This window comes from Sphingomonas sp. PSPC2-2 (assembly GCF_049897725.1).
In the GTDB taxonomy this organism is placed as follows: Bacteria; Pseudomonadota; Alphaproteobacteria; order Sphingomonadales; family Sphingomonadaceae; genus Sphingomonas.
Genome location: NZ_JAFCWU010000001.1, coordinates 454,770 through 478,968 on the forward strand (window position 1 = coordinate 454,770; position 24,199 = coordinate 478,968).

Annotated in this window: 33 protein-coding genes; 23 read left to right on the forward strand and 10 right to left on the reverse strand. The window is 66.0% G+C overall.

The genetic code is table 11. From position 1 onward, the window contains the following. Positions 1-152: 152 nt before the first annotated feature. From ACP7BY_RS02135 to ACP7BY_RS02145, 3 genes are read right to left on the reverse strand one after another with little or no spacing between them, the layout of a single operon-like run. The gene (locus ACP7BY_RS02135; protein ID WP_033965361.1) at positions 153-725 is read right to left on the reverse strand and encodes a dihydrofolate reductase family protein; all 573 of its coding nucleotides are present in this window, start codon (positions 723-725) and stop codon (positions 153-155) included. Further along, entirely contained in the window at positions 725-1,240 is a 516-nt protein-coding gene (locus tag ACP7BY_RS02140) for an SRPBCC family protein (RefSeq protein WP_033965362.1), read from the reverse strand. The genes ACP7BY_RS02135 and ACP7BY_RS02140 overlap by 1 nt, the downstream gene beginning before the upstream one ends. Continuing rightward, positions 1,240-1,578: an ArsR/SmtB family transcription factor gene (locus ACP7BY_RS02145; protein WP_137903025.1), complete on the reverse strand. Its 339-nt coding sequence runs from the start codon at positions 1,576-1,578 to the stop codon at positions 1,240-1,242. Before ACP7BY_RS02145 ends, ACP7BY_RS02140 begins: the two co-directional genes overlap by 1 nt. 431 nt (positions 1,579-2,009) lie before the next feature. On the opposite strand from ACP7BY_RS02145, the gene ACP7BY_RS02150 reads away from it, so the two are divergent. The 3 genes from ACP7BY_RS02150 (at position 2,010) to ACP7BY_RS02160 (ending at position 3,675) form a co-directional block, all read left to right on the forward strand. Next, the gene (locus ACP7BY_RS02150; protein WP_171010564.1) at positions 2,010-2,177 is read left to right on the forward strand and encodes a hypothetical protein; all 168 of its coding nucleotides are present in this window, start codon (positions 2,010-2,012) and stop codon (positions 2,175-2,177) included. 135 nt (positions 2,178-2,312) lie between these two features. Beyond that, positions 2,313-2,747 carry a hypothetical protein gene (locus tag ACP7BY_RS02155; protein ID WP_137903026.1) on the forward strand — a complete coding sequence of 145 codons (435 nt, stop codon included), beginning with the start codon at positions 2,313-2,315 and terminating at the stop codon, positions 2,745-2,747. Between the two features lie 601 nt (positions 2,748-3,348). Beyond that, positions 3,349-3,675 (forward strand): DUF736 domain-containing protein, encoded by a 327-nt coding sequence (locus ACP7BY_RS02160; RefSeq protein WP_033965364.1) that lies wholly within the window; start codon positions 3,349-3,351, stop codon positions 3,673-3,675. A gap of 85 nt (positions 3,676-3,760) precedes the next feature. Here ACP7BY_RS02160 and ACP7BY_RS02165 read toward each other — a convergent pair whose 3' ends face one another. Further along, positions 3,761-5,512 (reverse strand): ATP-binding protein, encoded by a 1,752-nt coding sequence (locus ACP7BY_RS02165; protein WP_137903027.1) that lies wholly within the window; start codon positions 5,510-5,512, stop codon positions 3,761-3,763. Then, positions 5,490-6,995 (reverse strand): ATPase domain-containing protein, encoded by a 1,506-nt coding sequence (locus tag ACP7BY_RS02170; RefSeq protein WP_033965366.1) that lies wholly within the window; start codon positions 6,993-6,995, stop codon positions 5,490-5,492. The genes ACP7BY_RS02165 and ACP7BY_RS02170 overlap by 23 nt, the downstream gene beginning before the upstream one ends. A gap of 370 nt (positions 6,996-7,365) precedes the next feature. Here ACP7BY_RS02170 and ACP7BY_RS02175 point away from each other — a divergent pair, with 370 nt between their 5' ends. The 18 genes from ACP7BY_RS02175 to ACP7BY_RS02260 all read left to right on the forward strand — a co-directional run bounded on the left by ACP7BY_RS02175 (position 7,366) and on the right by ACP7BY_RS02260 (position 20,232). Then, positions 7,366-7,878: an Hsp20/alpha crystallin family protein gene (locus ACP7BY_RS02175; protein ID WP_349304018.1), complete on the forward strand. Its 513-nt coding sequence runs from the start codon at positions 7,366-7,368 to the stop codon at positions 7,876-7,878. Between the two features lie 76 nt (positions 7,879-7,954). Next, positions 7,955-8,299 carry an ETC complex I subunit gene (locus ACP7BY_RS02180; RefSeq protein ID WP_231565150.1) on the forward strand — a complete coding sequence of 115 codons (345 nt, stop codon included), beginning with the start codon at positions 7,955-7,957 and terminating at the stop codon, positions 8,297-8,299. A 336-nt stretch (positions 8,300-8,635) separates the two neighbouring features. After that, the gene (locus ACP7BY_RS02185; protein ID WP_033965369.1) at positions 8,636-8,884 is read left to right on the forward strand and encodes a helix-turn-helix domain-containing protein; all 249 of its coding nucleotides are present in this window, start codon (positions 8,636-8,638) and stop codon (positions 8,882-8,884) included. A 137-nt stretch (positions 8,885-9,021) separates the two neighbouring features. Further along, complete coding sequence (locus tag ACP7BY_RS02190; protein WP_033965373.1) at positions 9,022-9,285, forward strand: DNA -binding domain-containing protein; 264 nt, start codon at positions 9,022-9,024, stop codon at positions 9,283-9,285. Between the two features lie 111 nt (positions 9,286-9,396). Then, the gene (locus tag ACP7BY_RS02195) at positions 9,397-9,621 is read left to right on the forward strand and encodes a transcriptional regulator domain-containing protein (RefSeq protein WP_033965374.1); all 225 of its coding nucleotides are present in this window, start codon (positions 9,397-9,399) and stop codon (positions 9,619-9,621) included. A gap of 7 nt (positions 9,622-9,628) precedes the next feature. After that, the gene (locus tag ACP7BY_RS02200; protein ID WP_033965375.1) at positions 9,629-10,168 is read left to right on the forward strand and encodes a DUF2285 domain-containing protein; all 540 of its coding nucleotides are present in this window, start codon (positions 9,629-9,631) and stop codon (positions 10,166-10,168) included. Between the two features lie 128 nt (positions 10,169-10,296). Beyond that, complete coding sequence (locus ACP7BY_RS02205; RefSeq protein WP_033965377.1) at positions 10,297-10,578, forward strand: helix-turn-helix transcriptional regulator; 282 nt, start codon at positions 10,297-10,299, stop codon at positions 10,576-10,578. Positions 10,579-10,589: 11 nt separating this feature from the next. Further along, complete coding sequence (locus ACP7BY_RS02210; protein WP_033965379.1) at positions 10,590-11,474, forward strand: replication initiator protein A; 885 nt, start codon at positions 10,590-10,592, stop codon at positions 11,472-11,474. 211 nt (positions 11,475-11,685) lie between these two features. Continuing rightward, the gene (gene parA / locus ACP7BY_RS02215) at positions 11,686-12,324 is read left to right on the forward strand and encodes a ParA family partition ATPase (RefSeq protein WP_137903028.1); all 639 of its coding nucleotides are present in this window, start codon (positions 11,686-11,688) and stop codon (positions 12,322-12,324) included. After that, the gene (locus ACP7BY_RS02220) at positions 12,321-12,575 is read left to right on the forward strand and encodes a hypothetical protein (protein ID WP_033965404.1); all 255 of its coding nucleotides are present in this window, start codon (positions 12,321-12,323) and stop codon (positions 12,573-12,575) included. The genes parA and ACP7BY_RS02220 overlap by 4 nt, the downstream gene beginning before the upstream one ends. After that, the gene (locus tag ACP7BY_RS02225; protein ID WP_033965380.1) at positions 12,572-13,093 is read left to right on the forward strand and encodes a DUF2840 domain-containing protein; all 522 of its coding nucleotides are present in this window, start codon (positions 12,572-12,574) and stop codon (positions 13,091-13,093) included. Before ACP7BY_RS02220 ends, ACP7BY_RS02225 begins: the two co-directional genes overlap by 4 nt. Continuing rightward, entirely contained in the window at positions 13,090-13,635 is a 546-nt protein-coding gene (locus ACP7BY_RS02230; protein ID WP_137903029.1) for a S26 family signal peptidase, read from the forward strand. The genes ACP7BY_RS02225 and ACP7BY_RS02230 overlap by 4 nt, the downstream gene beginning before the upstream one ends. A gap of 46 nt (positions 13,636-13,681) precedes the next feature. Further along, positions 13,682-14,017 carry a DUF736 domain-containing protein gene (locus ACP7BY_RS02235; RefSeq protein ID WP_033965406.1) on the forward strand — a complete coding sequence of 112 codons (336 nt, stop codon included), beginning with the start codon at positions 13,682-13,684 and terminating at the stop codon, positions 14,015-14,017. 4 nt (positions 14,018-14,021) lie between these two features. Next, entirely contained in the window at positions 14,022-14,798 is a 777-nt protein-coding gene (locus ACP7BY_RS02240; protein ID WP_052192374.1) for a lytic transglycosylase domain-containing protein, read from the forward strand. Between the two features lie 244 nt (positions 14,799-15,042). After that, positions 15,043-16,782 carry a relaxase/mobilization nuclease domain-containing protein gene (locus ACP7BY_RS02245; RefSeq protein ID WP_137903030.1) on the forward strand — a complete coding sequence of 580 codons (1,740 nt, stop codon included), beginning with the start codon at positions 15,043-15,045 and terminating at the stop codon, positions 16,780-16,782. Between the two features lie 226 nt (positions 16,783-17,008). Then, on the forward strand, positions 17,009-17,401 hold the full coding sequence (locus ACP7BY_RS02250) for a VOC family protein (protein ID WP_033965381.1): 393 nt from the start codon (positions 17,009-17,011) through the stop codon (positions 17,399-17,401). A 407-nt stretch (positions 17,402-17,808) separates the two neighbouring features. After that, a complete protein-coding gene (locus ACP7BY_RS02255) occupies positions 17,809-19,794 on the forward strand; it encodes a conjugal transfer protein TraG (RefSeq protein ID WP_033965409.1) in 1,986 nt (661 codons plus the stop codon). 9 nt (positions 19,795-19,803) lie between these two features. Further along, positions 19,804-20,232 (forward strand): ribbon-helix-helix protein, CopG family, encoded by a 429-nt coding sequence (locus tag ACP7BY_RS02260; RefSeq protein ID WP_033965383.1) that lies wholly within the window; start codon positions 19,804-19,806, stop codon positions 20,230-20,232. Positions 20,233-20,282: 50 nt separating this feature from the next. On the opposite strand, the gene ACP7BY_RS02265 is transcribed toward ACP7BY_RS02260, so the two are convergent. From ACP7BY_RS02265 to ACP7BY_RS02280, 4 genes are read right to left on the reverse strand one after another with little or no spacing between them, the layout of a single operon-like run. Further along, positions 20,283-20,870, reverse strand: a complete 588-nt coding sequence (locus tag ACP7BY_RS02265) for a uridine kinase family protein (RefSeq protein WP_052192375.1) — start codon at positions 20,868-20,870, stop codon at positions 20,283-20,285. Between the two features lie 49 nt (positions 20,871-20,919). Further along, on the reverse strand, positions 20,920-21,375 hold the full coding sequence (locus ACP7BY_RS02270) for an SRPBCC domain-containing protein (protein WP_033965384.1): 456 nt from the start codon (positions 21,373-21,375) through the stop codon (positions 20,920-20,922). Continuing rightward, the gene (locus tag ACP7BY_RS02275; RefSeq protein WP_033965385.1) at positions 21,375-21,842 is read right to left on the reverse strand and encodes an SRPBCC family protein; all 468 of its coding nucleotides are present in this window, start codon (positions 21,840-21,842) and stop codon (positions 21,375-21,377) included. The genes ACP7BY_RS02270 and ACP7BY_RS02275 overlap by 1 nt, the downstream gene beginning before the upstream one ends. Further along, the gene (locus ACP7BY_RS02280; RefSeq protein ID WP_033965386.1) at positions 21,832-22,170 is read right to left on the reverse strand and encodes an ArsR/SmtB family transcription factor; all 339 of its coding nucleotides are present in this window, start codon (positions 22,168-22,170) and stop codon (positions 21,832-21,834) included. The genes ACP7BY_RS02275 and ACP7BY_RS02280 overlap by 11 nt, the downstream gene beginning before the upstream one ends. A gap of 161 nt (positions 22,171-22,331) precedes the next feature. Between ACP7BY_RS02280 and ACP7BY_RS02285 the strand changes: the two genes are divergently transcribed. Next, a complete protein-coding gene (locus ACP7BY_RS02285) occupies positions 22,332-22,757 on the forward strand; it encodes an SAM-dependent methyltransferase (RefSeq protein WP_033965387.1) in 426 nt (141 codons plus the stop codon). Then, a complete protein-coding gene (locus tag ACP7BY_RS02290) occupies positions 22,754-23,692 on the forward strand; it encodes a GNAT family N-acetyltransferase (RefSeq protein WP_171010565.1) in 939 nt (312 codons plus the stop codon). Before ACP7BY_RS02285 ends, ACP7BY_RS02290 begins: the two co-directional genes overlap by 4 nt. On the opposite strand, the gene ACP7BY_RS02295 is transcribed toward ACP7BY_RS02290, so the two are convergent. Further along, positions 23,670-23,936: a VOC family protein gene (locus tag ACP7BY_RS02295; protein ID WP_331386108.1), complete on the reverse strand. Its 267-nt coding sequence runs from the start codon at positions 23,934-23,936 to the stop codon at positions 23,670-23,672. The genes ACP7BY_RS02290 and ACP7BY_RS02295 overlap by 23 nt on opposite strands. Between the last annotated feature and the right edge of the window lie 263 nt (positions 23,937-24,199).

Genomic DNA, 24,199 nt, shown 5'->3' on the forward strand with positions numbered 1-24,199 from the left:
CCCTTGGGTGCCTGCCGCGACAACCCGGTCGGGGAGCCATGTAATGGCCACTCGTCAAACGAGCTAGCACCTAAGCCATTGGTCGCAAGACTCCGATTTGTCCCTGTTGTGCATGTGATTGGAAGCAAAGGGGCCTGCGAGCTGCGTCCAACCTACCTTCTTGGCTCATAGCGCAGAGCCACGGCGCCGGAGCTCAGCTCAATCCGGTCGACGAGTTTCAAGTCGATGACCTTTGAGAGGCCGGCGAACAAGCTGGGGCCACGCCCCACAATAATGGGCTGGACCACGAACTCATACTCGTCGATCAGATCCATCTCCGCCAACGCCATTGGGAGCCTGACGCCACCGGTGAACAGCGCCTTCCCGGGTTCTTGTTTAAGCGCCTGGACGGCCTCGGCCAAATCGCCACGGACCAGCTCCGCGTTCCAATCGACCTCGCCGAGCGTGCTGGAAACGACGTACTTCTTCATCGCATCAATGGTCCGTGCGAACGGGTCCGTCCACTCGGGCATTGTCAAGGTCCGCGTCTCCAGCCGCCACGCTTCCTCCATCATCTGGTAGGTGACGCGACCAAAGAGCAGCGCATCGGCGCGGCCCATGCTCGCTATGGCATGGCGATGTGTTGCACGCAGCGCCTCCTCCAGAAGCACCGCGTCCGTAGAGCCGGCGCTATGGTCGACACAACCGTCGATCGTCACGTTGATGGAGTAGAGAAGGGGTCGCATTATGGACGTTGCTCCTTTGTTGCTCTTGCTGAGATAGCCAGGTCGAATTTTTGCAGCTGGCTGGTCAATCCAAGGATTGCGCCGCTTGTCATCTCGGGGTCCGGATGACGATCCGCGGTAAGGACCATCCGAACACGCCCGGCTTCGACGCTCATCTCAACCAGCATGTCATACGGATACGGCTCGACGCCGGGGACGAAGTCCATGTCGAAGCGGATGCGCAGCCGCCGGTGGCGCACCATCTCCACGAGCCGACCGCTCACCCTCGCGGTCTGCCGCATGTCGAGGTTCGCCAGATAGGCGACCTGCTCGGCACCCACCGCGGTCATCACATAATCAAAGGCGCCGCCGACCCGCAGCTGAAGGGCCGTCATCTCGACGCGCATTCCCTCGGGTGCGAACCACTCCTCCAGCCCTTCTTTCGTGGTCCATAGCGCCCAGACGTCCTCGATCGATGCGTCATAGACCCGCTCGAACCTGATCGGACCCGCGGCCCGCTCGCTGGCCTGCGCCATCACTTCTCACCCTCGGATTGCCGCGCGCTCGCCCGTCGCGCCAGAGCTGCATCGAAACGATCGAGCCGGCCCTCCCAAAGCCTGCGATAGCTTCGAACCCAGTCGTCGATCGCATGGAACGGCTCAGGTCGGAGCGAGTAGAGGCGCCTTGCCCCATCGGGCCTCATGACGACGAATCCCGCTTCCCCGAGGATTCTCAGGTGCCGCGAAACGCCGGACTGATCGATGTCCACGGCACGAACGAGGTCGCCCACCGCCTGTTCCCCGGCTGCCAGCGCTTCCACGATACGAAGCCGCGTCGGGTCGGCCAATGTCTGGAAAACGCTTTGTTGCATCATGATACATATGTATATCGGTGCATATCGAGCGTCAAGCCGCCTGCCCGCGGCTGGGACCCTGAGCGTTGGCGCCCAGCCTCAACTCCGCTTCTGACGGGGGGTAGCCGTGCCCCTCCGTCACGGGTCGAAAGACAGGTGCCGGCCGAATAGCGATCAGCGAGGCTGTGTCGTGACCAACCGATCAAGATCGGCGCGCGTCGTAATGGAGAATCCAGTCAAGCCTCCGGTCCGGACGTCCGACCAGCCCCCTTGTCCTTGCGCTAATCCTTGGTCCGGCCGAGGCCCTAACGCCATCAACCCATAAAGGGTCGGCTATGCGCGCATGCCGCCGCTGCGGCTTCGCCTGCGCGGTGATTGCGGCCCTCGGCCGGACACATCGGGCGCCAGTCACGCGGGGGTTGGTCCCCCGCCTCCAGACAGGAGCCGGAACGATGTCCCTCAACCAAGCGCACGCCTTCGCCTTCAGCCTCGCCACGACGCTGATGGTCACCATCGTGATCTTCGAGGCCGGTGACGGCAGCCTCTCGGTCGTTCCCGCCAACGAATATGACGGCGACGCCGCGGCTATCGTCCACGAAGTGGATCCCTTCGCGCCCTAAGCACGAAGGGCTCAGTCGAGCGGAGATCCTGCCGGATTTCCGCTCCCGCGCATGCTCTCTTTCGGCTATACTTCGATCTGCGCCGTGGCGGTGGTGGAAGGCGCGACCCATAGACTATTCGCATGGAGCACCACCATGGTTATTGGCATCCTCATCAGCATCACGGCCATCGGCATCTTGTGCTGGCTGCTCTTCACGCTCGCCATCTACGCGCTGCCCCTGTTCGCCGGCGTCGCCGCCGGCAGCTGGGCCTATGAGATGGGCGCAGGCTGGCCCGGCGGCATCCTGGCCGGCCTTATAACCGCCGGGCTGACGCTCGGGCTCGGCCAGTTCCTCTTCACCCTCACCCGTCCGGCCTGGCTGCGGCTGGCCGTCGGGCTGGTGTTTGCAGCGCCCGCGGCGCTGGCCGGCTACCACGCCGTCCATGGGATCGCGAAGCACGCGGTGCCCTCGGAAACCTGGCAGACGCTGTTCTCCATCGTCGGCGCTGTCGCGGTCGGCATCACGGCATGGACCCGGATCGCTGCCGCCGCTCCCGCCCGATCGAGCGAGAGGTTCGCGGGGGCGTAACACCCACCTGGGCGACGGCAGCTGCGGGACGAGGCGCTGGCGCAACTCACGTCTTCGGCGGTAGGACGGTCGGGGATCAGGAGGCTCGCAGCCGTCAAATCCAGCCGAGAGCCGCGCCGTTCGAGCGCTTCGACGGAGCTCGGCAGTCGCGCGCGATCGATGAAGACGTGAGCAGCAGCGTCCCTGCCGAGAACCGTGCGGGACCGCACGAGCCTATACGGACGCCAAGTTGATGACGATCGCCATCTGTCCGGAGCCGGGCTTTGCGAGCGGCGACAGATCGCCAGGTCTCCGTTGACCCATTGCCTGTTGCGAGCGCACCGACACGGCCTCTTCGATGGGTGTATCTGGCCGAAGGACGGCTTCGCCTCGATCGCCTAAGGCGCAACAGCACCGTCAAGATTTTCTTCCCCTGCCGGAACCCACCCCACGCGACAGGTCGCGTAGGGGCCCCGGGCCGCCGGCATTCCTCGCGCACCAAGAAAGTCCCTCCTTTGCTGTCTGACGCCCTTCGGGTGCGCCGTCGATCGCCTCCGGCCGGGCGATCACCATCGAGGCCGCAATGGTGCGGGCTCGACAGACAAGCTCAAGGAGATTTCCCATGGCCACCATCGGCACCTTCAAGAAGACCGGCTCGAACGAGTACACCGGCGAAATCGTTACCCTCAGCGTCCAGACCAAGAACGTCCGCATCGTCCCCGAAGCCCGGACCAGCGGCGAGAACGCCCCCAGCCACCGCGTCTTCGTCGGCCGCGCCGAGATCGGGGCCGCCTGGTCGAAGCGCTCCAACGAGGGCCGCAACTATCTCGGCCTCAAGCTGGACGATCCGAGCTTCACCGCTCCGATCTACGCCAATCTCTTCGACGACGAGGAAGGCGACGGCTTCAGCCTCATCTGGTCCCGCCCCAGCCGCCGCAACGGCGACTGAGACGCCCCGCAAGCGCCCCGCCCGGCAACCCGGGCGGGGCGTCTTTTCAGCTCTCGGGCAGGTTTGGCGTGCCGCCCCGGTCGTTTCAGCCGGAAGAGAGATGCGCTCCCAAGGCGGCCGCGAGAGCCGCTTCCAACTCGTCGAGCCGATAGGGCTTGCGCAACAATTTCAAGCCGTCTGCGTCGCCATCCCGCTGGCCGTCGCTAAACCCGCTCGTGAGCACGACGGGCAGGCCCGGACGGCGGCGCGCGAGTTCGCGGGCGAGTTCAATGCCGCTCATGCCGCCCGGCATCACCACGTCGGAGAACACCAGATCGGCGGCGTGGCCGTTCTCCAATTGCGCGAGCGCGGCTGGCGCGCTCTCCGCCCGGCGAACCGTGAAGCCGAGCCCCTCCAGCATCTGGCCGGCCAGCTCCGCGACCTCGTCATTGTCTTCAACCAGGAGAATCCGGCGCTCGCCCTTCGGGCCTGGTACCGGAATCGCGGGTGGACTCGCCTCGACAGCCGCCGCGAGCGGAAGGCTGTTGGCGCGCGGCAGGTGAAGGATGATCCTCGTCCCCTCCCCGACACGGCTTCGCACCTTCACATGTCCCCCCGACTGCTTGGCGAAGCCATAGACCTGGCTGAGGCCGAGACCGGTGCCGCTTCCGACCTCTTTGGTCGTGAAGAAGGGATCGAAGATCCGATCCAAGACGTCGGGTGCTATTCCGGTGCCGGTGTCACGAACTTCGATCCGCACGAAATCACCGGTGAGACGACTTTCGCCACGGCCGTCCAGTCGCGCATTGCCAGCGAAGATCGTCACGGTCCCGCCCTGCGGCATGGCATCCCGCGCGTTGACGACCGTGTTGAGGATGGCAAGCTCGAGCTGCGTCTGGTCCGCCATCACCGGCCAGAGGTCTTCCGCAAGCTCGACCTCGAGCGCGATATCCTCGCGCAGAGCGCCTGTCATCAGGATGCGCATATCGTCGAAGCGGGCACGCAAATCGATCGCCTCGGGCGCCAATGACATGCGTCGGGAGAAGGCAAGCAGTTGGCGCGTCAGCGACGCACCCCGCGTGACGGCCTGGCGCATGCCGGAGACGATCCGCTCGCGGCGCTCCGGGTCGGGCGCCCGCCCCAACATGTCCAGCCCGCCAGAGACCACCATCAGGAGGTTGTTGAAGTCGTGGGCGACGCCGCCTGTGAGCTGGCCGATCGCCTCCATCTTCTGCGCCTGGCGGAGCGCCCGCTCGGCCTCCTGCCGCTGTTCCATCTCGACGGCCAGCCTGCGGTTCGTCGCCTCAAGCTCTGCGGTGCGTTCGCGAACCCGTTCTTCGAGCGTCTCATTGAGATCGCGCAGGTCCTGCTCCTGCGCGCGCAACCGCGCCTCAGCACGCTCACGCTCGCGCAAATGGTCGCGCACCTGATATTGCCGCCGTCGCGCCCGGAGCGCCGAATGCAGGGTGCTTACCAGCGTTACAGAGCGAAGCGGCCGCTCCAGCAGCACCAGATTGCCGAAGCCTGCGAAGTGTTCACTGCCGCGTCCGAACCCGGCGCTGCCGCGCGAGCCGCTGGCGGTGACCACGAGGATCGGTGGTTCCGACCACGCCGGCAGCCGCTCAAGACAGGCTTGAAGCATGGCCATGGCCGGCGGCGGTGATACCGCCTCCTCGACGACGATCGCGGCGCCAACCCCTTCTTCCATCGCCCGGCAGAGCTCGGCGAGCGTGGCGACGGTTTGCGTCCCAAGTCCTGCTCGCTCCAAGATCGCCGCGACGGTGGGACCGTCCCGACGCGACGGCGCCAAGATCAGGACGCGCTCATCACGTTCTTCAGCGCCCGGGATTTGCGTCATCACGGGCGTCCGGCATGGCCTGCTTGCTATCAACGAGGGTGGGCGCGCCCGACAGGACCCCACGGAATGAACGAATTGGCGGACCGACGCTGACGCCCTCGCCAGATATCAGACGATATTCGCGAATCGTCGTCTCGTGCCGGCCGCTGCGGCTCTTCAAGACCGATATCGCCTTGCGTACCTCGCCTTCAGCCTCGAAGTAACGCAGCAGGACGATGCCGTCGGCGAGGAAGCTGAGATCAATCGGCGCCGCCACGTCGCCGACCATGCCGTGCTGGGCCATGATCAGGATGGTGACCACCCCTTGATTCCCGAGATACGCCAGCAGCTCGTGCATATGCAGGATGAGCGCCTGCTCCTCCGGCATCGACGCCATATAGCTGTTGAGGCTGTCGATCACGACCAGCTTCGCGCCCGCCTCGACGTTGCGCTTCACCTTGTCGACGAACTCGCCCGGTGACAGCGTCACCGGGTTGATCTGCTCCCAGACAAGCGTTCCGCTCTCTCTCGCCGCCTCGATCTCCATGCCGAGCCCTGCGGCTCGCGCCTCGGCGGTGCGGTAGTTCTCGTCGAAAGCGAAGATCGCCACCCGCTGCTCCTGGCGCGCCGCCGCCATCGTGTACTGCAGCGCGAGCGACGACTTGCCGACCCCCGACGGACCGAGCAGGAGCGTACTGGTCCCGCGCTGAAGCCCTCCGCCGAGCATCTCATCGAGCGGCCCGACATCGCTCCGCAGCACATCTGCCGTGAACTCGGTCCGATGCTCGGCCGCGATCAGGCTCGGGTACACCAAAATACCGCCCTTGCAGATTGCATAGTCATGATAGCCGGTGCGGTAATCGACACCGCGCAGCTTGGCGACGCACATGCGGCGGCGAAACACGCCGTATTGCATCCGCCGCTGCTCGAGGGTGACGACGCCATGGACGATGCTGTGCAACTGAAGACCTTGCGCGTTGTCGGTGAGATCATCGAGCGCCAGGACGGTGCATTGCTGATCGGCGAAGAAACGCTTCAAGGTCAGCAGCTGGCGGCGGTAGCTTAAAGAGTCGAGCGCGAGGAGACGCAATTCGGTCAGGGCATCGATGACCAGGCGGTCCGGCCGGAGCGCTTTCACCTTGTCGATGATCAGACCGACGGTGTGGTCGAGCTCGACCTCGGCGGCGTGGATGATGCCCTGCTGCTGCTCCAGGTCGGCTTCCAGCGGCGCGACCTCCAGGATGGTCAAGCCATTCAGGTCGAGGCTGTGGCTAAGTGCGGTGGCGCGCAGCTCGCGCTCGGTTTCCGACAGCGTGATGTAGAGGCATCGCTCGCCCGACCGGACGCCTTCCAGGAGGAACTGCAGCGCGAGCGTGGTCTTGCCGGAGCCCGGGGTGCCCTCGACCAGGTACATATGTTCGCGCGCCAACCCGCCATGCACGACGGAATCGAAACCGGCGATGCCACTCGCGGCCAAGCGATCCAGTTGCGGTCGGTCTTCCACGGTCGACGCTCCCCGGTGCAAACGCGCTTGGAGCGCGCGGCCGGGTCGCACGACCTCAGTTCGTCACAAGGCCAGCCCCTTTGGCGCAAGACTCCATCGCAGCCTGTAACTTTACAAAGCCGGTTTGGTTCAAACAAGCTTGCCTGATCTTGCAGATGTCTGGGACTGCGCGTCGCCCAAAGGTCGCGATCAGCCCGACGAAGCTGTTTCTTCATCGAAAAGTTGCCCAACCACGACCGTGTGGTTCTTGACCTCCGGCCGCCCCATTCCCAAATTTCTGGCGCGCCGGACGCTCGATTGAGGTCCGGCTCCGAGGGGCGTCCGGCGCTCCGGGCGCACCTCATTCAACCATGTTGCTTTGAGAAAGGACATGACGATGAACGTGCGTGATCTGATCCACTGGGGTCGGGAAACCGATCAGACCCCGACCGCCTATCGGAGCGGGACCCCGAGCCCGTTCTTGTCGCTCCATCGCGACATGAACCGCCTGTTCGATGAGGCCTTCCGCGACTTCGGCGCGCCCGGTCTTTTCGGCCGCACCCCGGCGTGGCCAAGCGTCGAGGTGACGGAGACCGAGAAGGACGTGCGTATCGCCGCAGAACTCCCCGGCCTGGAGGAGAAGGACGTCGAGGTCCTGATCGAGGACGGCGTCCTGACGCTCCGCGGCGAAAAGCGCTCCCACACCGAAGACGCGGCGCGGCAGTTCAGCGAGCGGACCTATGGCCGCTTCGAGCGCCGCATCGGGCTCGGCTTCGACGTCGAGGAGGAGAAGGTCGCTGCCGACTTCAAGAACGGCGTGCTGACCGTCACCCTGCCGAAGTCCGAAAGGGCTCAGTCCAAAGCCAAGCGCATCGCCATCAACGGCGGCGCCCAGGCGCAGTAAGCCTGACGAGGCCAGGGGGCAGACCCAGCCGGGTCCCCCCCGGCCTTTCCTTCGCCGTTCGCGGGAGGGACAGGTCGTGAGCTATGTTTGGAGAGAAATAGAACCCGCGCAGCCCCTGCCCGAGACAAGTCGCACCGACCTCGGCCGCCGGGCGCCGCGTGCGCACGACCCGGACTCGGTGTTTCCTCCCGATGCCGTCGCTCGGATCTTTCGCCCCTCACGCTCGGTCATGACCTCGGGCAAGGCGCGCACGAAGCATTGGATTCTCCGCTTCGAACGGCGAACCCCACCCTTCATCGAGCCTTTGATGGGTTGGACGGGTGGTGACGATCCGCTGACGCAGGTCGAGCTCCGGTTTCCGACTCTCGAATCCGCGGTCGCCTACGCCCGACGCCAGGGTCTAACCTATGTCGTGAACTAAGCAGATCCGCAAGCGCCGGCGCGGCGGCGACCGGCAATTCGGCGCGCGCCCACCGCCATTCTGGTGCGCTGAATCCTCCTTGGGCTTGTGGAGGCGGACGGCTCGATCCCCCTCCGAGAACAGTCGATTTGCGCTCATACCTAGGGGTCTGACGATACGGCTCATCTGATCCACTGGGCCAGACATCAGCAACGGATCAGGCGACCGAATCAGGTCGGCCGCTCCACCCGGAAAAGGTGCCCCGAAACGGAAAAACACTGGCGGCTCTGGCACCAGGACGACTATTATAGTCGTAGTTCTGGCGTGCACGTTCGTGTCGGTGGGAGGTGATCATGCATGATCACCGCCCGACAGTCGCGGGCCGCACGCGCGCTGCTCGGTTGGAACCAGGAGACGCTCGCTGACAAGGCCCAGGTTTCTTTGACCGCGCTCAAACGCCTCGAATCCGTCAACGGTCTCGAGGTGTTCGAAAGCACGCGCGATCAGGTCCGTCGGGCCCTGGAACGAAGCGGCATCGTCCTCCTCACCTCCGACCAGGGTGAAGGAGTCATGCTTGTCCGTGCGAAGATCGGCTCAGCAACTTGAGGTGCGCCCTACCTGGCGACCCGGCGGTGATGCCGCGCGTTCATCGGGTGATGTCCCCCATCGCCCCTCGCATGTCGCAGAATTCTGGATATGGTTAACCGCTGATTCAGCGGCGCTCATCACGGCGGGGGGAACGCATGACCCAGCAAGAATTCCTTGATCAGCCGCCGGAGAGCCCGGCGCTGACCGCCTACGACCGCACGCATGTGAAGCTCTATTTGCGCCTGCTCGACGCCGACACCGATGGAGCCGACTGGCGAGAGGCGGTCGCGTTGCTGTTCGGCATCGATCCGGACCGCGAGCCCGAACGGGCCCAACGCGTTCACCACAGCCACCTGGCGCGCGCGCGCTGGATGACCGAGCACGGCTACCGCCAGCTCGTCCGTGAAGGCCATCACTAAGCGCGATGCCGCCGCGGCATCACCCATTGCCGACGCGCTGACTTCCCGCGCCTCGCTCAACCGTGGATCGTCTCTTCCCCGTCCCGCACGCGTGCGACCAGGAGGATACCGATGACGCCCGACACGTCCGGGTGGCGCACTTCACCCGGCTACGATTTCCTCGACCAACTCATTGCCCCGGACCTCGCCTGGGAATGTCTGCGCCGCAACCGCGATTATCAACGCGATTACGCTGACACCGAGCGGCCCGCCACCAGCCTGCAGATCATCACCGAGGGAGTGCGCCTGCGATGGGGGTTGCGATTTCCCCGTCCCACCGATCCTCAACGCAACTGAGACGACGGTGTTCTGGGCGCCGGAGATTGATCCAGGCAGCGTCATTGTAGCAGCGGTTCCGCCGATCCCGGGTTTGGACGGCGGATTGTCTTCTGGCCGAGAGCTTGGCGACGCCCGTGCAGGCGTCGACGGGCTCAGCATGGTCTACGGACGCGGACCGAAAGCCGTCCGCCTCCTTCTTGTCGACGCTGCCGTTCCCACCCAGCCCCTCGCGGCGCTCGTCCCCCTCGGCGCAGACGGGCTCGACCGGATCGAAGCTGTGACACGGCTATGGCGCGCCCTCAACAAGCGGTCCGTACCGCCGGACGGCCGTCTCACCGCCCAGCAGCGACGCCGGCTGCGTTACATGCTGCAAGCGGTTGACGGGCACATGAACGGCGCAAGTTATCGCGAGATCGCCGCCGCGATCTACGGTGCTTCACGGGTCGGCGAGGCCGCGTGGAAGACCTCCGCGCTTCGAGACAGCACCATCGACCTCGTCAAGGACGGCGCAGCGCTGATCGCCGGCGGCTATCGCAAGCTGCTGCGCAGCCGACGCCGTACCTGAACGCCCAAAGGGGTGCGATTTAAGCCCACCCATCTTCGCCATCCCCCCGCGCGGCAGCTCTTCGCCACCATGGCCTTCGCTCGCCGCTAATCGCCAGCGGCCTCACCGAACGCCCCGGAGGCCCGATCATGTCCGCCAACGCAGCCGGCTTGCCGCCGCGCTATCTCCGCACACCCGAAGCCGCACGTTTCCTCGGTCTGTCCGGCCGCACCCTGGAAAAACACAGGACCTATGGCACTGGTCCCGCCTATCGCAAGCTCGGCGGCCGTGTCGTCTACGCCGTCGACGACCTGCAGGCCTGGGCCGATCGCGGCGCGGTCACCTCCACCTCCGACCCGCGCGGGAGCGTCCTTCCCGCCAAGCGCCATGAACCTGCGGCGCCGGTCCGCGCCGGCCGCCAGGCCCGTTGAGACGTCCCCGGATGTCACCGCCTCGCCCACGCCACGAACGCGAGCAGCTCGATCTCTTCCGAGCGCTGCCCGGCGGCCTGGCGCCCAGGGATGCGCAGGATCTCATGGCCTATCCGTTCTTCTCGCTCGCCAAATCGAAGCGCCTCGCGCCGATCGCCTTCAAGGCGGGTCCGGTCGTCATCCGGGTCGAAGCCGTGCCGGAGCACGGCATGGCGACCATCTGGGACGCCGACGTGCTGATCTGGGCCGCGAGCCAGATCGTCGAGGCGCGTGATGCCGGCCTGCGCCCGTCGCGGCTGATGGGGACGACGCCCTACGAGATCCTGAACTTCATCGGTCGCGGCGTGTCTCTACGCGACTATGACCGCCTGAAGGCGGCGCTCGACCGGCTGCAATCGACCACGATCGCGACTTCGATCCGCCAGCCCAATGAGCGGCGGATGCACCGCTTCTCCTGGATCAACGAGTGGAAGGAGAAGGCCGACGCGCGCGGCCGGCCGCACGGCCTCGAACTGATCGTGCCCGACTGGTTCTACGCCGCGGTGCTCGACGACGCGCTCGTGCTGACCATCGACCGCGCCTATTTCGACCTCACCGGGGGCCTTGAGCGCTGGCTCTATCGGCTCGTCCGCAAGCATGGCGGTCGCCAGGAGCACGGCTGGCGCTTCGACTTCGCGCACCTCCACGCCAAGTCGGGCAGCCTCTCGCCGCTCAAGCACTTCGCCTACGACCTGCGCGACATCGTCCGCCGCCAGCCGCTGCCCGGCTATCGCTTGCGCATCGAGCCGTGCGCCGGCGGCCCTGAAATCCTGTCCTTCGTCACCACCGATCCCGACGCGCTCGGGACACCGCGGCGTCACCGCCGGTCGCCAATTCGATCAGGGGATAAGCTGTGAATCGTCTCGTGCTATCGGGGACCGCCCCTATCGTGCCATCGGGGACCCGATTCTCGTGCTATCGGGGACCGGAATCGCCGATTCCAGGTTTCGATTCAGCAGCTTGGGGCCCCCGTAACTTACCTAACCTAGATTCCTTCGGAATCTTTCTAACGCGGCCGCCGTTTTGCACGCCTGCGGATAACCACCAGGCCCTGCTCCGGAGCGCGTCATGATCGTCGCGCTCCTCAACCAGAAGGGCGGCGTCGGCAAGACAACGCTCGCTTTGCATCTCGCCGGCGAATGGGCACGCCACGGCCTGCGCGTCACCCTGATCGACGCGGACCCGCAAGGCTCCGCGCTCGATTGGTCGCAGCAGCGCGCCCGTGAACGCCTGCCGCGCCTGTTCGGCGTCGTCGGTCTGGCGCGAGACACCCTCCACCGTGAAGCACCCGAGCTGGCGCGGGACGCCGATCACATCGTCATCGACGGCCCGCCGCGCGTCGCCGGGCTGATGCGATCGGCCTTGCTCGCCGCCGATCTGATCCTGATCCCGGTACAACCGTCGCCGTTCGACGGCTGGGCGTCCGCCGAGATGCTGTCGCTGCTCGGCGAGGCGCGCATCTACCGCCCGCATCTCGCCGCACGCTTCGTGCTCAACCGCTGCGCCGCGCGCACCGTCATCGCCCGCGACACCGCCGAGACGCTCGCCGACCACGATCCGCCGCTGCTGGCTTCCACCATCGGCCAGCGCGTCGCCTTCGCCGACACCGCCCAATCCGGACGGCTCGTCTCGGAGGTCGACGGACACAGCCGAGCGGCGCGCGAGATCACCGCCCTCTGCGCCGAAATCGGGAGGATCACATGGTGACCGAGCGGTCGTCGAAGCGTGCCTTCGCCAAGCGTCCCGCTGATCCGGACAGCTGGATCAAGGCCTGCGACCCGCAACGGCCGCGAAGCGGCGATGCCGCCGCCTTCACGGCCCGGCTAACCATCGACGTCACGCCGGAGCTGCGCGGACGGATCAAGATCGCCGCGTTCCAGCGTGCGCAAACCGTCGCCGACATGCTGCGCGCGCTGCTCGCGCGTGAGTATCCCGAGAACGCAGGAGGTGATCAATGATCGCCCCCGACGCCAGCCCCGCGAGGCGCGACCAGAGCTCCGCCGACGCCGCATCCGACCCGCTCACCCACGTCGAGCTGACCTGGATCGAGAAGCGGCAGGAGGACTGGATCCGGTTCGGCCGCCACGCGCGCGAACAGATTCTCGATCGCCGCCGACGGGTCGTCAGCTTCCCACCCGGAAGTACGTTTGCCCTGGTCCGGTGGGCGGCCAACGACTTCGGCACGATCCTCTCCAACATCTCCATTGCCTGGGCCGTGGGGCGCGGCGAGGCCTTTCAGACGCTGCCATCGGTGCGTCCTGGCGCGGACATCCTGCTGACGGTGGATGGATGGCCGAAAGTCGAGCGCGTGCTGCAGACCATCGACGCCGTCGAGCACCGCGGCCTCGATCCTGCCGACGCCGCGCCGGATTACTGGCGACATGTCCACAACCGGCTCGCCGCCGGGTTGGAGCCGCGGACCTATACCGCCGCGCGGCACGGCGCGTTCCGCCTGCGCGTGAGCGTCGCGCCATGACGCGCTTCGACTATGTGGTGACAACGGTCTTGGCCGTGATCTTGATCGGCGGGCTCTCGGCGCTGCCGATCGCGCCGAGGCTGATCTGGAATGCCTCCGCCAGCACGCCGATCGGCCTCTATGCGATCGAGCGCTCGCCGCGCCTTGAGGTCACCGACCTCGTCGCCGTGGACGCCCCGGAACCGCTCGCGTCCTTCCTCGCCGGGCGTGGCTATCTGCCCCGCGGCGTGCCGCTCCTGAAGCGCGTCGCCGGCCTTCCCGGGCAACGGGTTTGCCGCGCCGGCGCGCAGGTCAGCGTCGACGGCGTGCCGATGGGAGACGCGCTGGCGCGCGACCGGCTCGGTCGCGACCTGCCGATCTGGCAGGGCTGCCGCCGTATCGAGGCGGGCGAGATCTTCCTCATGAACTGGTCCGTCGAGGACAGCCTCGACGGCCGCTACTTCGGTCCGCTTCCCACGGGCACGATCATCGGCCGCGCGATGCCGGTGTGGACCGACGAAGACGGCAGCGGCCGTTTCGAATGGCGCGCGCCAACACGATGACCGCGCGCCGATCCTCTTCCCCACCACCAGCAGAAGGAGCCTTTCCATGGCGCTGATCGGTCATTTCACCCGCACCAAGTCCGGCTATTCCGGCCACATCCGAACGCTCACGCTGGATGCTGCACTCGTCCTCCTCCCGGCCGATCCGTCCGACGCCGAGAATGCGCCCGACTTCCGCGTCCATCTCGGCGATGAGGACGGCCCGGAGGTCGGCGCCGGCTGGAAACGCACCGGCGAGAAGGCCGGCGACTATGTCTCGCTGCTGCTCGACGATCCCACGCTGGCACGCCCGATGCGCGCCAACCTGTTCCAGTCGGGCGACGACAAATCGGCTTGGGGCCTGAACTGGAGCCGTCCGCCCAAGCGCAACGAGCAGGACTGAGCCGATGTGGAGATTTCGCCGCTCGCATGAGCCCTCGACGGACACCGGGCGGTTACGCGCCGCCCGGCGTCTCTCCCCGCTTCTCGTTTCCGGCCTGCTGATCCAGCTCGGCCCGCCCGCAGCCGCACTCGGCCAGACACCGCAGATCGTCCGCTCGGTTCCAGCCGATCCGTTTGCCGCCTTCGTCACCGAAGCGGCGCAGCGCTTCGGCGTTCCGGAGAGCTGGATCCGCGCCGTCATGCGCGTCGAAAGCGCCGGCGAGGTGCGCGCGATCTCTCCGGCGGGCGCGATGGGGTTGATGCAGATCATGCCCACGACCTGGGTCGATCTGCGTACCCGTCACCGGCTCGGGAGCGACCCCTACGACCCCCGCGACAACATCCTGGCGGGGGCCGCCTATCTGCGCGAAATGCACGACCGCTACGGCTCGCCCGGCTTCCTCGCGGCTTACAATGCCGGTCCCGGCCGCTACGACGAATACCTCGCGAGCGGCCGAGCCTTGCCGGCTGAGACTCGGGCCTATGTCGCCGCGCTGGCGCCCGTCGTGGGCGGCGGAGAGATCGCCGGCCCCATCAATGTCGCGGCCGCCGATCCGCTCGCATGGACGCGGGCGCCGCTGTTCATCGCGCACAGCGGGAGCACGACGGCTGCCGATCCGGCGCGGACCGAAAGCCGACCGACCGAGGTTTTGGCGACCGCTCCAGTGCGCGAAGCGTCCGCGTCGGCGCCGCAGTCGTCCGGCCTGTTCGTCGCACGACCCGATGGTCGAGGCCCGCGATGACCGCACCAAGCCGTTCTCGCAGTCTAGCGTGCCCCGGCGTTTTCTGGCGACCTTCGGGAGGAGAAGCATGCAACACAACCGCACGATGGCAGGATAAAGGGGCGCGATGTGCGCTTCGGGTCGGTCGTGCTTTTTCAGGGACTTATGCGGCAAATTCGCGATGTGCGCCTGAGAGGCGCAGCCTGCGACTTCGGTATTCTCCTCAGCAAATCAGCGCGATCGCGCGATGTGCGGGCTGGGCACAATGAGCGGCGAGGACGAGTTCCGCATCCGGCCGGGCCGCATCCGCTCGACCAGCGCGCAACGGGCGCGACCCTTCATCGCCCAGGCGCTGGCCGCCGCCCAGCGCGCCGGCGGATCGGTCTCACGCAAGGGCGCGATCGGACCCGGCCATCGCTCGCGCTTCGGCCGCGGTCAGCGCGCCTCGGTCCAGGCCAATCGCTTTATCACCGCCCGATCGCGGGGCGCCGTGATCAAGGCGCGCGTGGTGCGTCATGCCGGGCGCGGTGCGCCGCTCGCCACGCACTTGGGCTATCTGCGCCGCGAGGGCGTCACCCGGGATGGAGAGAAGGCCCGGCTGTTCGGGCCCGGAAGCGACGACGCCGATCCCAAGGCCTTCTCGGCACGGTGCGAGGAGGACCGCCATCATTTCCGCTTCATCGTCTCGCCCGACGACGCCGTCGAGATGTCCGACCTCAGAGGCTTCACCCGCGAGCTCGTCGGTCAGATGGAGAAGGATCTCGGGACCAGGCTCGAGTGGATCGGCGTCGACCACTGGAATACCGAACACCCGCACGTGCACCTGATCGTCCGCGGCGTGCGCGACGACGGCGAAAACCTCGTCATCTCCCGTGACTACATCAAGGAAGGCATGCGCGATCGTGCGCGCGACCTGATCACCCAGGAGCTCGGAGTCCGGACCGACCAGGACATCCGCCGCACGCTCGAACGCCAGATCACGGCGGAGCGCTGGACCACTCTCGATCGCCAGCTCGCGCGCGACAGCAACCGGACCGGCGTCATCGACCTCGCGCCGCATCCAAACCGCCAGCCCGATGAATTCCATGCCCTCAAGGTCGGACGGCTGCGCAAGCTGGAGTCGCTGGGACTCGCCGACCAGATCGGCCCCGGCCAGTGGTCCGTGTCAGAGAAGGCCGAGGCGACGCTGCGCGAGCTCGGCGAGCGCGGCGACATCATCAAGCGCATCCATCGTGGGCTTTCGGAGCGCGGCATCGAGCGCGGCGCGGCGAGCTACGTCCTGGCCGGCGAGAGCCTCGACGATCCCGTCGTCGGCCGGCTGGTCGCCCGCGGCCTCGACGACGAGCTGAAGGGCACAGCCTTCGCCGTGATCGACGGCGTCGATGGCCGCACCCACCACGTCAGACTCGCCGACCTCGACGGCGCCGGCGACAGTGCGCCGGGCTCGATCGTCGAACTCCGCAAATTCGACGACGCGCGGGGTCAGCGACGCGTCGCGCTCGCGGTCCGCTCGGACCTGGCGATCGACCAGCAGATTACCGCGAGCGGCGCCACCTGGCTGGACCGGCAGGCGATCGCGCGCGAGCCGGTCGCGCTCGGCGGTGGAGGCTTCGGCGCGGAGGTTCGCCAAGCGCTGGACGCCCGCGCCGAACATCTGATCGGGCAGGGCCTCGCCGAACGCCAGGCCCGCGGCGTCAGCTTCCGACCCGGGCTGATCGAGACGCTCCGCCAGCGTGAGCTGGACGCCATCGCGAAACAGTTGGCCACCGAAACCGGCCGCCCGCTGACCCGCGCGGCGGCAGGCGAGTATGTCGCCGGGGCCTATCGGCAGCGCTTCACGCTCGCGTCGGGCCGGTTCGCGATGATCGACGACGGGCTCGGCTTCCAACTCGTGCCTTGGTCCCCCTCGCTGGAAAGGCAGCTCGGCCAGCATGTCTCCGGCGTGTCGCGCGGCGACGGCGGCGTCGACTGGAGTTTCGGCCGCAAGCGGGGCCTCGGACTCTAGTTGGAGTTGGTGATGGTGTGCTTACCGGAAGCCTAGACCCTCCTCGCTTGACAGGGGGCCAGCCTGGCCTGGCCGGCGAGCGTGCCGCCACCTGGATGGCGTCGCGACAGGCTGGCACACTGACAGCGTTCGACCGCGGTGATGACGTTTCCGCCAAACGTAGGCTTCCGCGTTGACCTCAAAGGCCGAGGTGGGCATCGTACTCCGAACCCAAAGGAAGAGTGACATGCCCGTTCCAGAAGGTTTCGCGGTGGTGACGCCGTACATTTTTGTAGATGGGGCCGAGGAATATGTGCGCTTCCTCGAGGCCGCATTCGGCGCGCGCGAAATCGGTAGAAGCATCGCTCCCGACGGGCGCATCGCCAATTGCCAGATGAGATTCGACACCGCGACGATCATGATCAGCGAAGCGTCCGAGGGTTTTCCAGCGAGCTCAGCTGCCTTTTACCTTTACGTCGACGATGCCAATGCAGCGATGGACAAAGCATTGGGGGCTGGCGCCGACAAGATCATGGATACGGCCGACATGCCGTATGGAGATCGGCAGGGGGGCATCAGAGATCCCTCAGGCAACATATGGTGGGTCTCGCAGCGCCTGAGCGACGGGCCTTATTTCTAGCCTCCGGTTCAATCGGTTCTTGTCGCAAAGGCCGACATTCCGGACTCCGCAGGGAGTCGGCTGCTGAGCGCGCCGTTCAAATGCTCACCTTGGGGTTTGCCCGAATAGTCAGTCAGCCTCCCGTCGCCGATATGGCAAAAGCTGCCTATCCGTAGCGCCGCCTTTGGCACGGGCTAGAAGTCCGGCCCCAGGCGATCATCGCGAACCGGCCGATGGCGAGAAATGCCTGCCCCAGCGCAATACGGAGTCAGGTGTCATGCGGGCGCTGGTCTCGGACAATGAAACTTTCTACGCCAAGACCTGTATTCGCGCGCCAAGGTTGCCGGCAATGCGATCCCCGAAAACGCGTCTTGCAATCTGGCCGGCCAAGCACTGACGTCGATGCAGTCACCGTCGAGGAAATCTGCTTGTCTGCCACGAAAATCCTATGGGGTCAGATCCTCACCGTCTTCCTGATCGTGCTCCTGACCACATGGGCGGCGACGCAATGGACGGCTTGGCGGCTCGGCTTCCAGCCGCAGCTCGGCTCACCCTGGTTCGAGCTGTTCGGCTGGCCCATCTACTACCCACCGGCCCTCTTCTGGTGGTGGTATTTCTACGATGCCTATGCGCCGCCGATCTTCGTCGAAGGCGCCTATATCGCCGCATCGGGTGGCTTCATTTCGATAGCGGTCGCGATCGGCATGTCGGTGTGGCGGGCACGCGAGGCCAAGAACGTCGAGACCTACGGCTCGGCGCGATGGGCACGCCCGGACGAGGTGAGGTCCGCCGGGTTACTCGGACCCGATGGCGTGGTGCTCGGCAAGCTCGACCGCGCCTATCTCCGTCATGATGGACCCGAGCATGTGCTCTGCTTTGCTCCGACTCGGTCCGGCAAAGGCGTCGGCCTCGTCGTTCCGTCGCTTCTGACCTGGCCGGGCTCCGCAATCGTCCACGACATCAAGGGTGAGAACTGGCAGCTCACTGCGGGCTTTCGCGCCCGGCACGGCCGGGTGCTGCTGTTCGATCCCACCAATGCGAAGTCGGCCGCTTACAATCCTCTGCTCGAGGTCCGCCGCGGCGAGTGGGAGGTACGCGACGTCCAGAACATCGCCGACATCCTGGTCGATCCGGAAGGGAGCCTGGAGAAACGGAACCATTGGGAGAAGACCAGCCACGCGCTCCTCGTCGGCGCCATCCTCCATGTCCTCTACGCCGAAGCCGACAAGACGCTGGCCGGTGTCGCCGCTTTCCTTTCCGACCCGAAGCGACCGATCGAATCGACACTGGCCGCCATGATGAAGACCGCGCATCTCGGCGAGGCCGGTCCCCACCCGGTCATCGCCAGCGCCGCGCGCGAGCTGCTCAACAAATCGGACAACGAACGGTCAGGCGTGCTCTCGACCGCGATGTCGTTCCTCGGCCTCTACCGCGATCCCGTCGTCGCCGCAGTCACGCGCCGTTGCGACTGGCGCATTACGGATATCATTGGGGGGAAACGACCCACCACGCTTTATCTGGTGGTGCCGCCCTCCGACATCGCGCGCACCAAGCCGCTGATCCGCCTGATCCTCAACCAGGTCGGCCGACGGCTGACCGAGGACCTGCAGGCCAAAGGCGGACGCCACCGGCTGCTCCTAATGCTCGATGAGTTTCCCGCGCTCGGACGCCTGGACTTCTTCGAAAGCGCCTTGGCTTTCATGGCCGGCTACGGCCTGAAGAGCTTCCTGATCGCGCAGTCGCTGAACCAGATCGAGAAGGCTTACGGGCCGAACAACTCGATCCTCGACAACTGTCATGTCCGGGTCAGCTTCGCGACAAACGACGAGCGTACCGCCAAGCGGGTTTCCGATGCGCTCGGAACCGCGACCGAGATGCGCGCGATGAAGAACTATGCCGGGCACCGCCTCTCGCCCTGGCTCGGCCACCTTATGGTCTCGCGCTCGGAGACGGCGCGGCCGCTGCTCACCCCCGGCGAGGTGATGCAGCTCCCACCGGCCGATGAGATCGTCATGGTGGCTGGGACGCCGCCGATCCGCGCAAAAAAGGCGCGCTATTTCGAGGATCGGCGCTTCCAGGAGCGCATCCTGCCACCGCCCTCTTTGGCGAAGTCGCCTGAGGCAAATCCCGACGATTGGAGCGCCTTGCCGTTGCCGCCGTCACCGCAAACCGAACCAGCCGTCGAGCAGGGCGGGACTGACGGTGAGGATCCGACGGGATCGGAGCGCCGCCACCAGCCCGAATTGAGCCACGCCCGGGCGGTCGAGAAGAAGGTCCCGATCGAGAACGAGTTTGCGGCAGATCTCGATGATGACGCCGAAGACGACAGCGCCCGGATCAGCCGGATGAACCGGCTCGTGCAGGGCGTGGCCCGGCAGGTGTCGCTTGATCCCAACGACGGCATGGAGCTGTGAGAGGCGGCGATGGCATCAAGCTCGAAAAAACAGCGCGTGTCCGTCTACCTCGACCCGGAGGTCATGAAGGCGCTGGCGGATTATGCCGCGCGCCGGGATCATTCGCGCTCTCTCGTCGCGGAGGCGGCCATCGCGTCCTTCCTGTCTCCCGACGCCGCCGAGCGGCAGGAGGCGGCCACGACCAAGCGGCTCGATCAACTCGATCGGCGCATGACGCGCATGGAACGCGACCTCGGTATCTCGGTCGAGACACTGGCGGTCTTCGTGCGCTTCTGGCTTACGACCAATCCACCCTTGCCTGAGCCGGCCCAAGCCGCCGCCCGCGCACAGGCCGGCGAGCGCTACGATGCGTTCGTCGCGGCCCTCGGCCGGCGACTCGCCAAGGGCCCGAAGCTGCGACAGGAAATCTCGGAGGACGTTCCTGCAGGCGGCAATTGATCGGTGCCGGGACCACCTCGGCTACGCGACCAGGTTTGCGACGCTCGGGCTCAGGGGGTGAGATTAATGGCCACGTCAAACGCGTCAGGGGGCATCACGCTCTTGAAGTAGAAATCCTCAGCTTCATGCCACTGCCGCTCCCAAGGTCCGATCGCTCCTTCCCGAGCGGCCAACCGCGCCAAGCGCACATCGTCCGGCGCCAAGAGCGCGACGCGCAGATCGAGCAGGTCGGCCAGTTCCGGGCGCGCCGCATAGACCCCTTCCAGGATCACGATCGGCCTTGGGCCGATCCGCGTCGGCTCATCGCGCAGCCGTCCATCGAAAGCGTCCCAGTCGAAGGCGCGCCAACATGCCTCCCGGCCGGCCGCAAGGCCTTCGAGCACCGATCGTTGTCTCGTCCAATCGATGCAGGCCGCTGCGCGCGCTACGGCGCTATCCGCCCGAAGCTCGATCCCGCCCGCATAAAAGTCGTCGCCCTCGATCACGCAGGCCTCGACCCGCTCGGCGAGCGTCCTCGCCAACGTCGATTTGCCGACACCGCTTCTGCCATCAACCGCGACGATCAAGGGCAGCCCCTTACGCTGCGCCGCTTCGGTCATGATCCCGGCCAGCGTGACCTCATCGCTGGCACGCATCATTCGACCACTCCGTTCGCTGATTGCGTCGGGCTGTTCAGCGATCCTCCTTTCAAAGCACCTTCTCCACTTCATCGAGGAGCGCTCTCGTACCTGCTTCCCGGCCAGCGATGTCGCCGTCGAAGTAGGCGCCCTGTTCGGTCAGCTCCAAACGCGTACCGGCGCCATCGGAATTGAAGCTGATGGTGACGAGCGAAGAGGACAGCGGCGTCCCCTCCAGTGTCATGTGGTAGGCGTAGATGAGCGTGTTGCCCTCATCTACGTGCAGCCAGGTCGTGGCGTTCGTGAGGACGACGTCCGCTCCCGGGGGGCTGAACCGGCTGAACTCGACGGCGCCTGCCACGGTCGGTTCGGCTGGCCGATACTCATGGATGGTCCAGCCGTCGGCGAAGACCAGCCACTTGCGCCGCGCGTCGGCCTGCGCGAACGCCGCGAAAACCTTGGCCGGCGGCGCAGAGTAATTCCGTTCGATGGTGAAGCTTCCGTGCTTGATCGGGTTGCCCGTCATCAGAGCCCTCCGGCCAAGGCTTCGAGCTGGCTGAGGCACGTGCCCCAGCCATCATGGAAGCCCATCTCCTCATGCTTCTGACGGTCTGCGTCTGACTTGTGGCGCACCAGTGCCCGATAGCGGGTGCCGCCTTCCACCGCCTCCATCGTGATGTCGGCGGTCATGAAGGTTTCGGAATTCGGACGGAACTCGGGCCCGACCGCATCGGTCCATACCAGACGCTTCCGAGGCTCTGCCAGCAGCACGCAGCCTGGCGTTTCATCCATTTCGGCGCCGTCCGGCGACGCCATCACGACCGAGAAGATTGCCCCGGCGCGGGGGTCGATCGCGACGCGCGCTACCGTCCAGGGTTTCGGTGCGAACCATTGCTTGAGCAGGTCGGGCTCCGTCCACGCGCGCCAGAGCTGGGCGGGTGCGGCGCTGACCGTCCGCTCCAGCACGAGATCGAGTTTGGCATCATGCGTCATTGTTTTCTCCTTCACCGGGTAGATTCGCTAGAAATGCATCGAGGCGGTCGAGACGCGCCTCCCAAAGAGACCGCTGCTGGCCCAGCCAGCCTTCGGCGGCTTTCGCCGTTTCAGCCTTGAGCCGACAGGTACGGATGCGGCCGGCCTTGTCGGATTCAATCCATCCGCCCGCCTCCAGCACCTTCAGGTGTTTGAGGAAGCTCGGCAGCGCCATGTCATGCGGCGCGGCCAGCTCAGAGACAGGCGCGGGGCCGGCCGCCAGCCGGGCGATCACCGCACGGCGGGTGGGATCAGCGAGTCCGTGGAAAATCGAATCAAGGTTAGCCATATGGCTATCTATTGACTTGGCACAGTGCTCGTCAAGATACCTAGCCATATGGAAAGGTGTCTTCCATCCGGCGGAGCGAAGGTCATGATGAAACCAAACGACACGGACGACGTCGTCGCACCAAACCCGTCGAAGCCCCCGAGCCTGTCCGGAGGAGAAAAGTGACTGAACGGCTGTCCCAACGTCTGAAGGCGATCCTCGAAGCCCTGCCTCTCTCGCCCTGTATACGCGTGCTCGAGGTGGGATGCGGTCCCGGAGCGCTGACGCGCGCCATGTCGTCGGCGATCGGCAGCGGGTATGTGCTCGGGATCGACCGGTCAGACCGGGCCGTCGCGCAGGCCATCGCAGGCTCCAAGGAGCAGATCGCTGCCGGCCGTCTGTCATTCCGAACGGTGGCGGCCGAGGATTTCGTGATGGGACCCGGCGAGGCGCCGTTCGATCTTGTCGTGGCGGTCCGCGTCGGCGCGCTCGACGGCCGTCATCCCGCGGCCGGCGCTCGCGCCTGGCCGCGAATTCGCGCGGCGCTTGCCCCAAGCGGACGGATCTTCGTCGATGGCGTTGAGATACCTGCGGAGACGCCAAGGTGAGGATCGTGCCCTTCACGATGGATCGCGCCGAAGACGCATTGCGCCTGATGAACCTGCTTCGGCTCACGCCGATCAGCCTGCCCGAGTTCCTGGACCGCGAGGCACGATGGCCGGCGGGCGATCTGCGTCTGCGCTGGCTTGGTTACGACAATGACCGGGCCGTTGCCTTCGGGCAGATCGCCAACTCGCCCTATGCGCCATCTGATCATCTTGCCGTGCAGGTCGCTGTCGATCCCGATCATCGCGGCCGGGGGAGAGGCAGCACCATGCTCGGCCTTGTGGAGAGCGAAGCCATCGGGCGCGGTTTTCGGGGGCTTGTCGCCACGATACCTGAGGCAGCATCCGGTCCGCAGGCCTGGGCCGAGGCACGCGGGTTTCAGCGCCACGCGCTGCGTTGCGACAGTCTGCTCGACCTTCGGACCTTCGACGGTCAGTCGGCAGTGCCCGCGGGGGTGACGCTCTCGGACATGACCGGAGCCAGCGAGGCGCAGTGGAAGGCGGTGGCGATGCTGTTGCAGACCCTCATCGCCGATGCGCCCGACATGCGAGACCTCCCGTCATGGACGTTGGCGCGCTGTTTTTCGGTACTGCGCGAGACTCCGGCCTCGCGACCGGAATGGGTCGTTGTTGCCCGGTTTAACGGCAGACCCGTCGGCCTCACCATCGGTCACGCTTTGGGCCAGGAGATCTATTCCTACTTCACTGGCGTGTTGCCCGACTGGCGCAGCATGCATGTCGGCCTCGCGCTCAAGCTGCGCCTGATCGCTGCGGCGCAAATGTCGGGCATCACGACGATGCGGACAACGAACCTCGACGCCAATACCGCGGCGCTTCGGCTCAACGCCTCGATTGGCTTCCGTCGCGTTCCCGGCAGCCTGGAGCTGCGCAAGGCTTTGTCCGCGGTCGATTTCGCTACCTCGGCGAAACCCCAGTAACATAGCTAGCTGCGAACTCCGCGCTGGCCGGGATCGGCTTGATGATGTCGATCAGCACCCCGTTGGGGTCGCTGGTGATGAAGTGGCGCTGGCCGAAGTCCTCATCGCGCAAGGACAGGAGAATAGGGATCCCGTCGGCAACAACCTGGCCATGCACGGTGTCAACATCGTCGACTTCGAAATTGAGAAGGATGTCCGACGCGCGTCCGCGCGCGACGTAAGGTCGCGTGGTACTGCGCGCGATCTATCCGATTCCGACGTATTCGCACCCAATCGCAGACGGTCTTTCTTACAAGCGATCCTGGCCATGAGAGTGCCCAGAAGCTCTCTGCGATATGATCGCGGAAGTGATCGAGTACGGGGTTCGAGAGCTACAGCACATTCGAGATATCTCTTTAGCGCCATTGGACGATTTCCAAAGTTGGGCACGCTGACCGGCGAAGGATCGCAAGCTATTCCGCAGGTCCGCCTTTTCCCTGTATTTCTACGCTACGGTTCTACGAACGC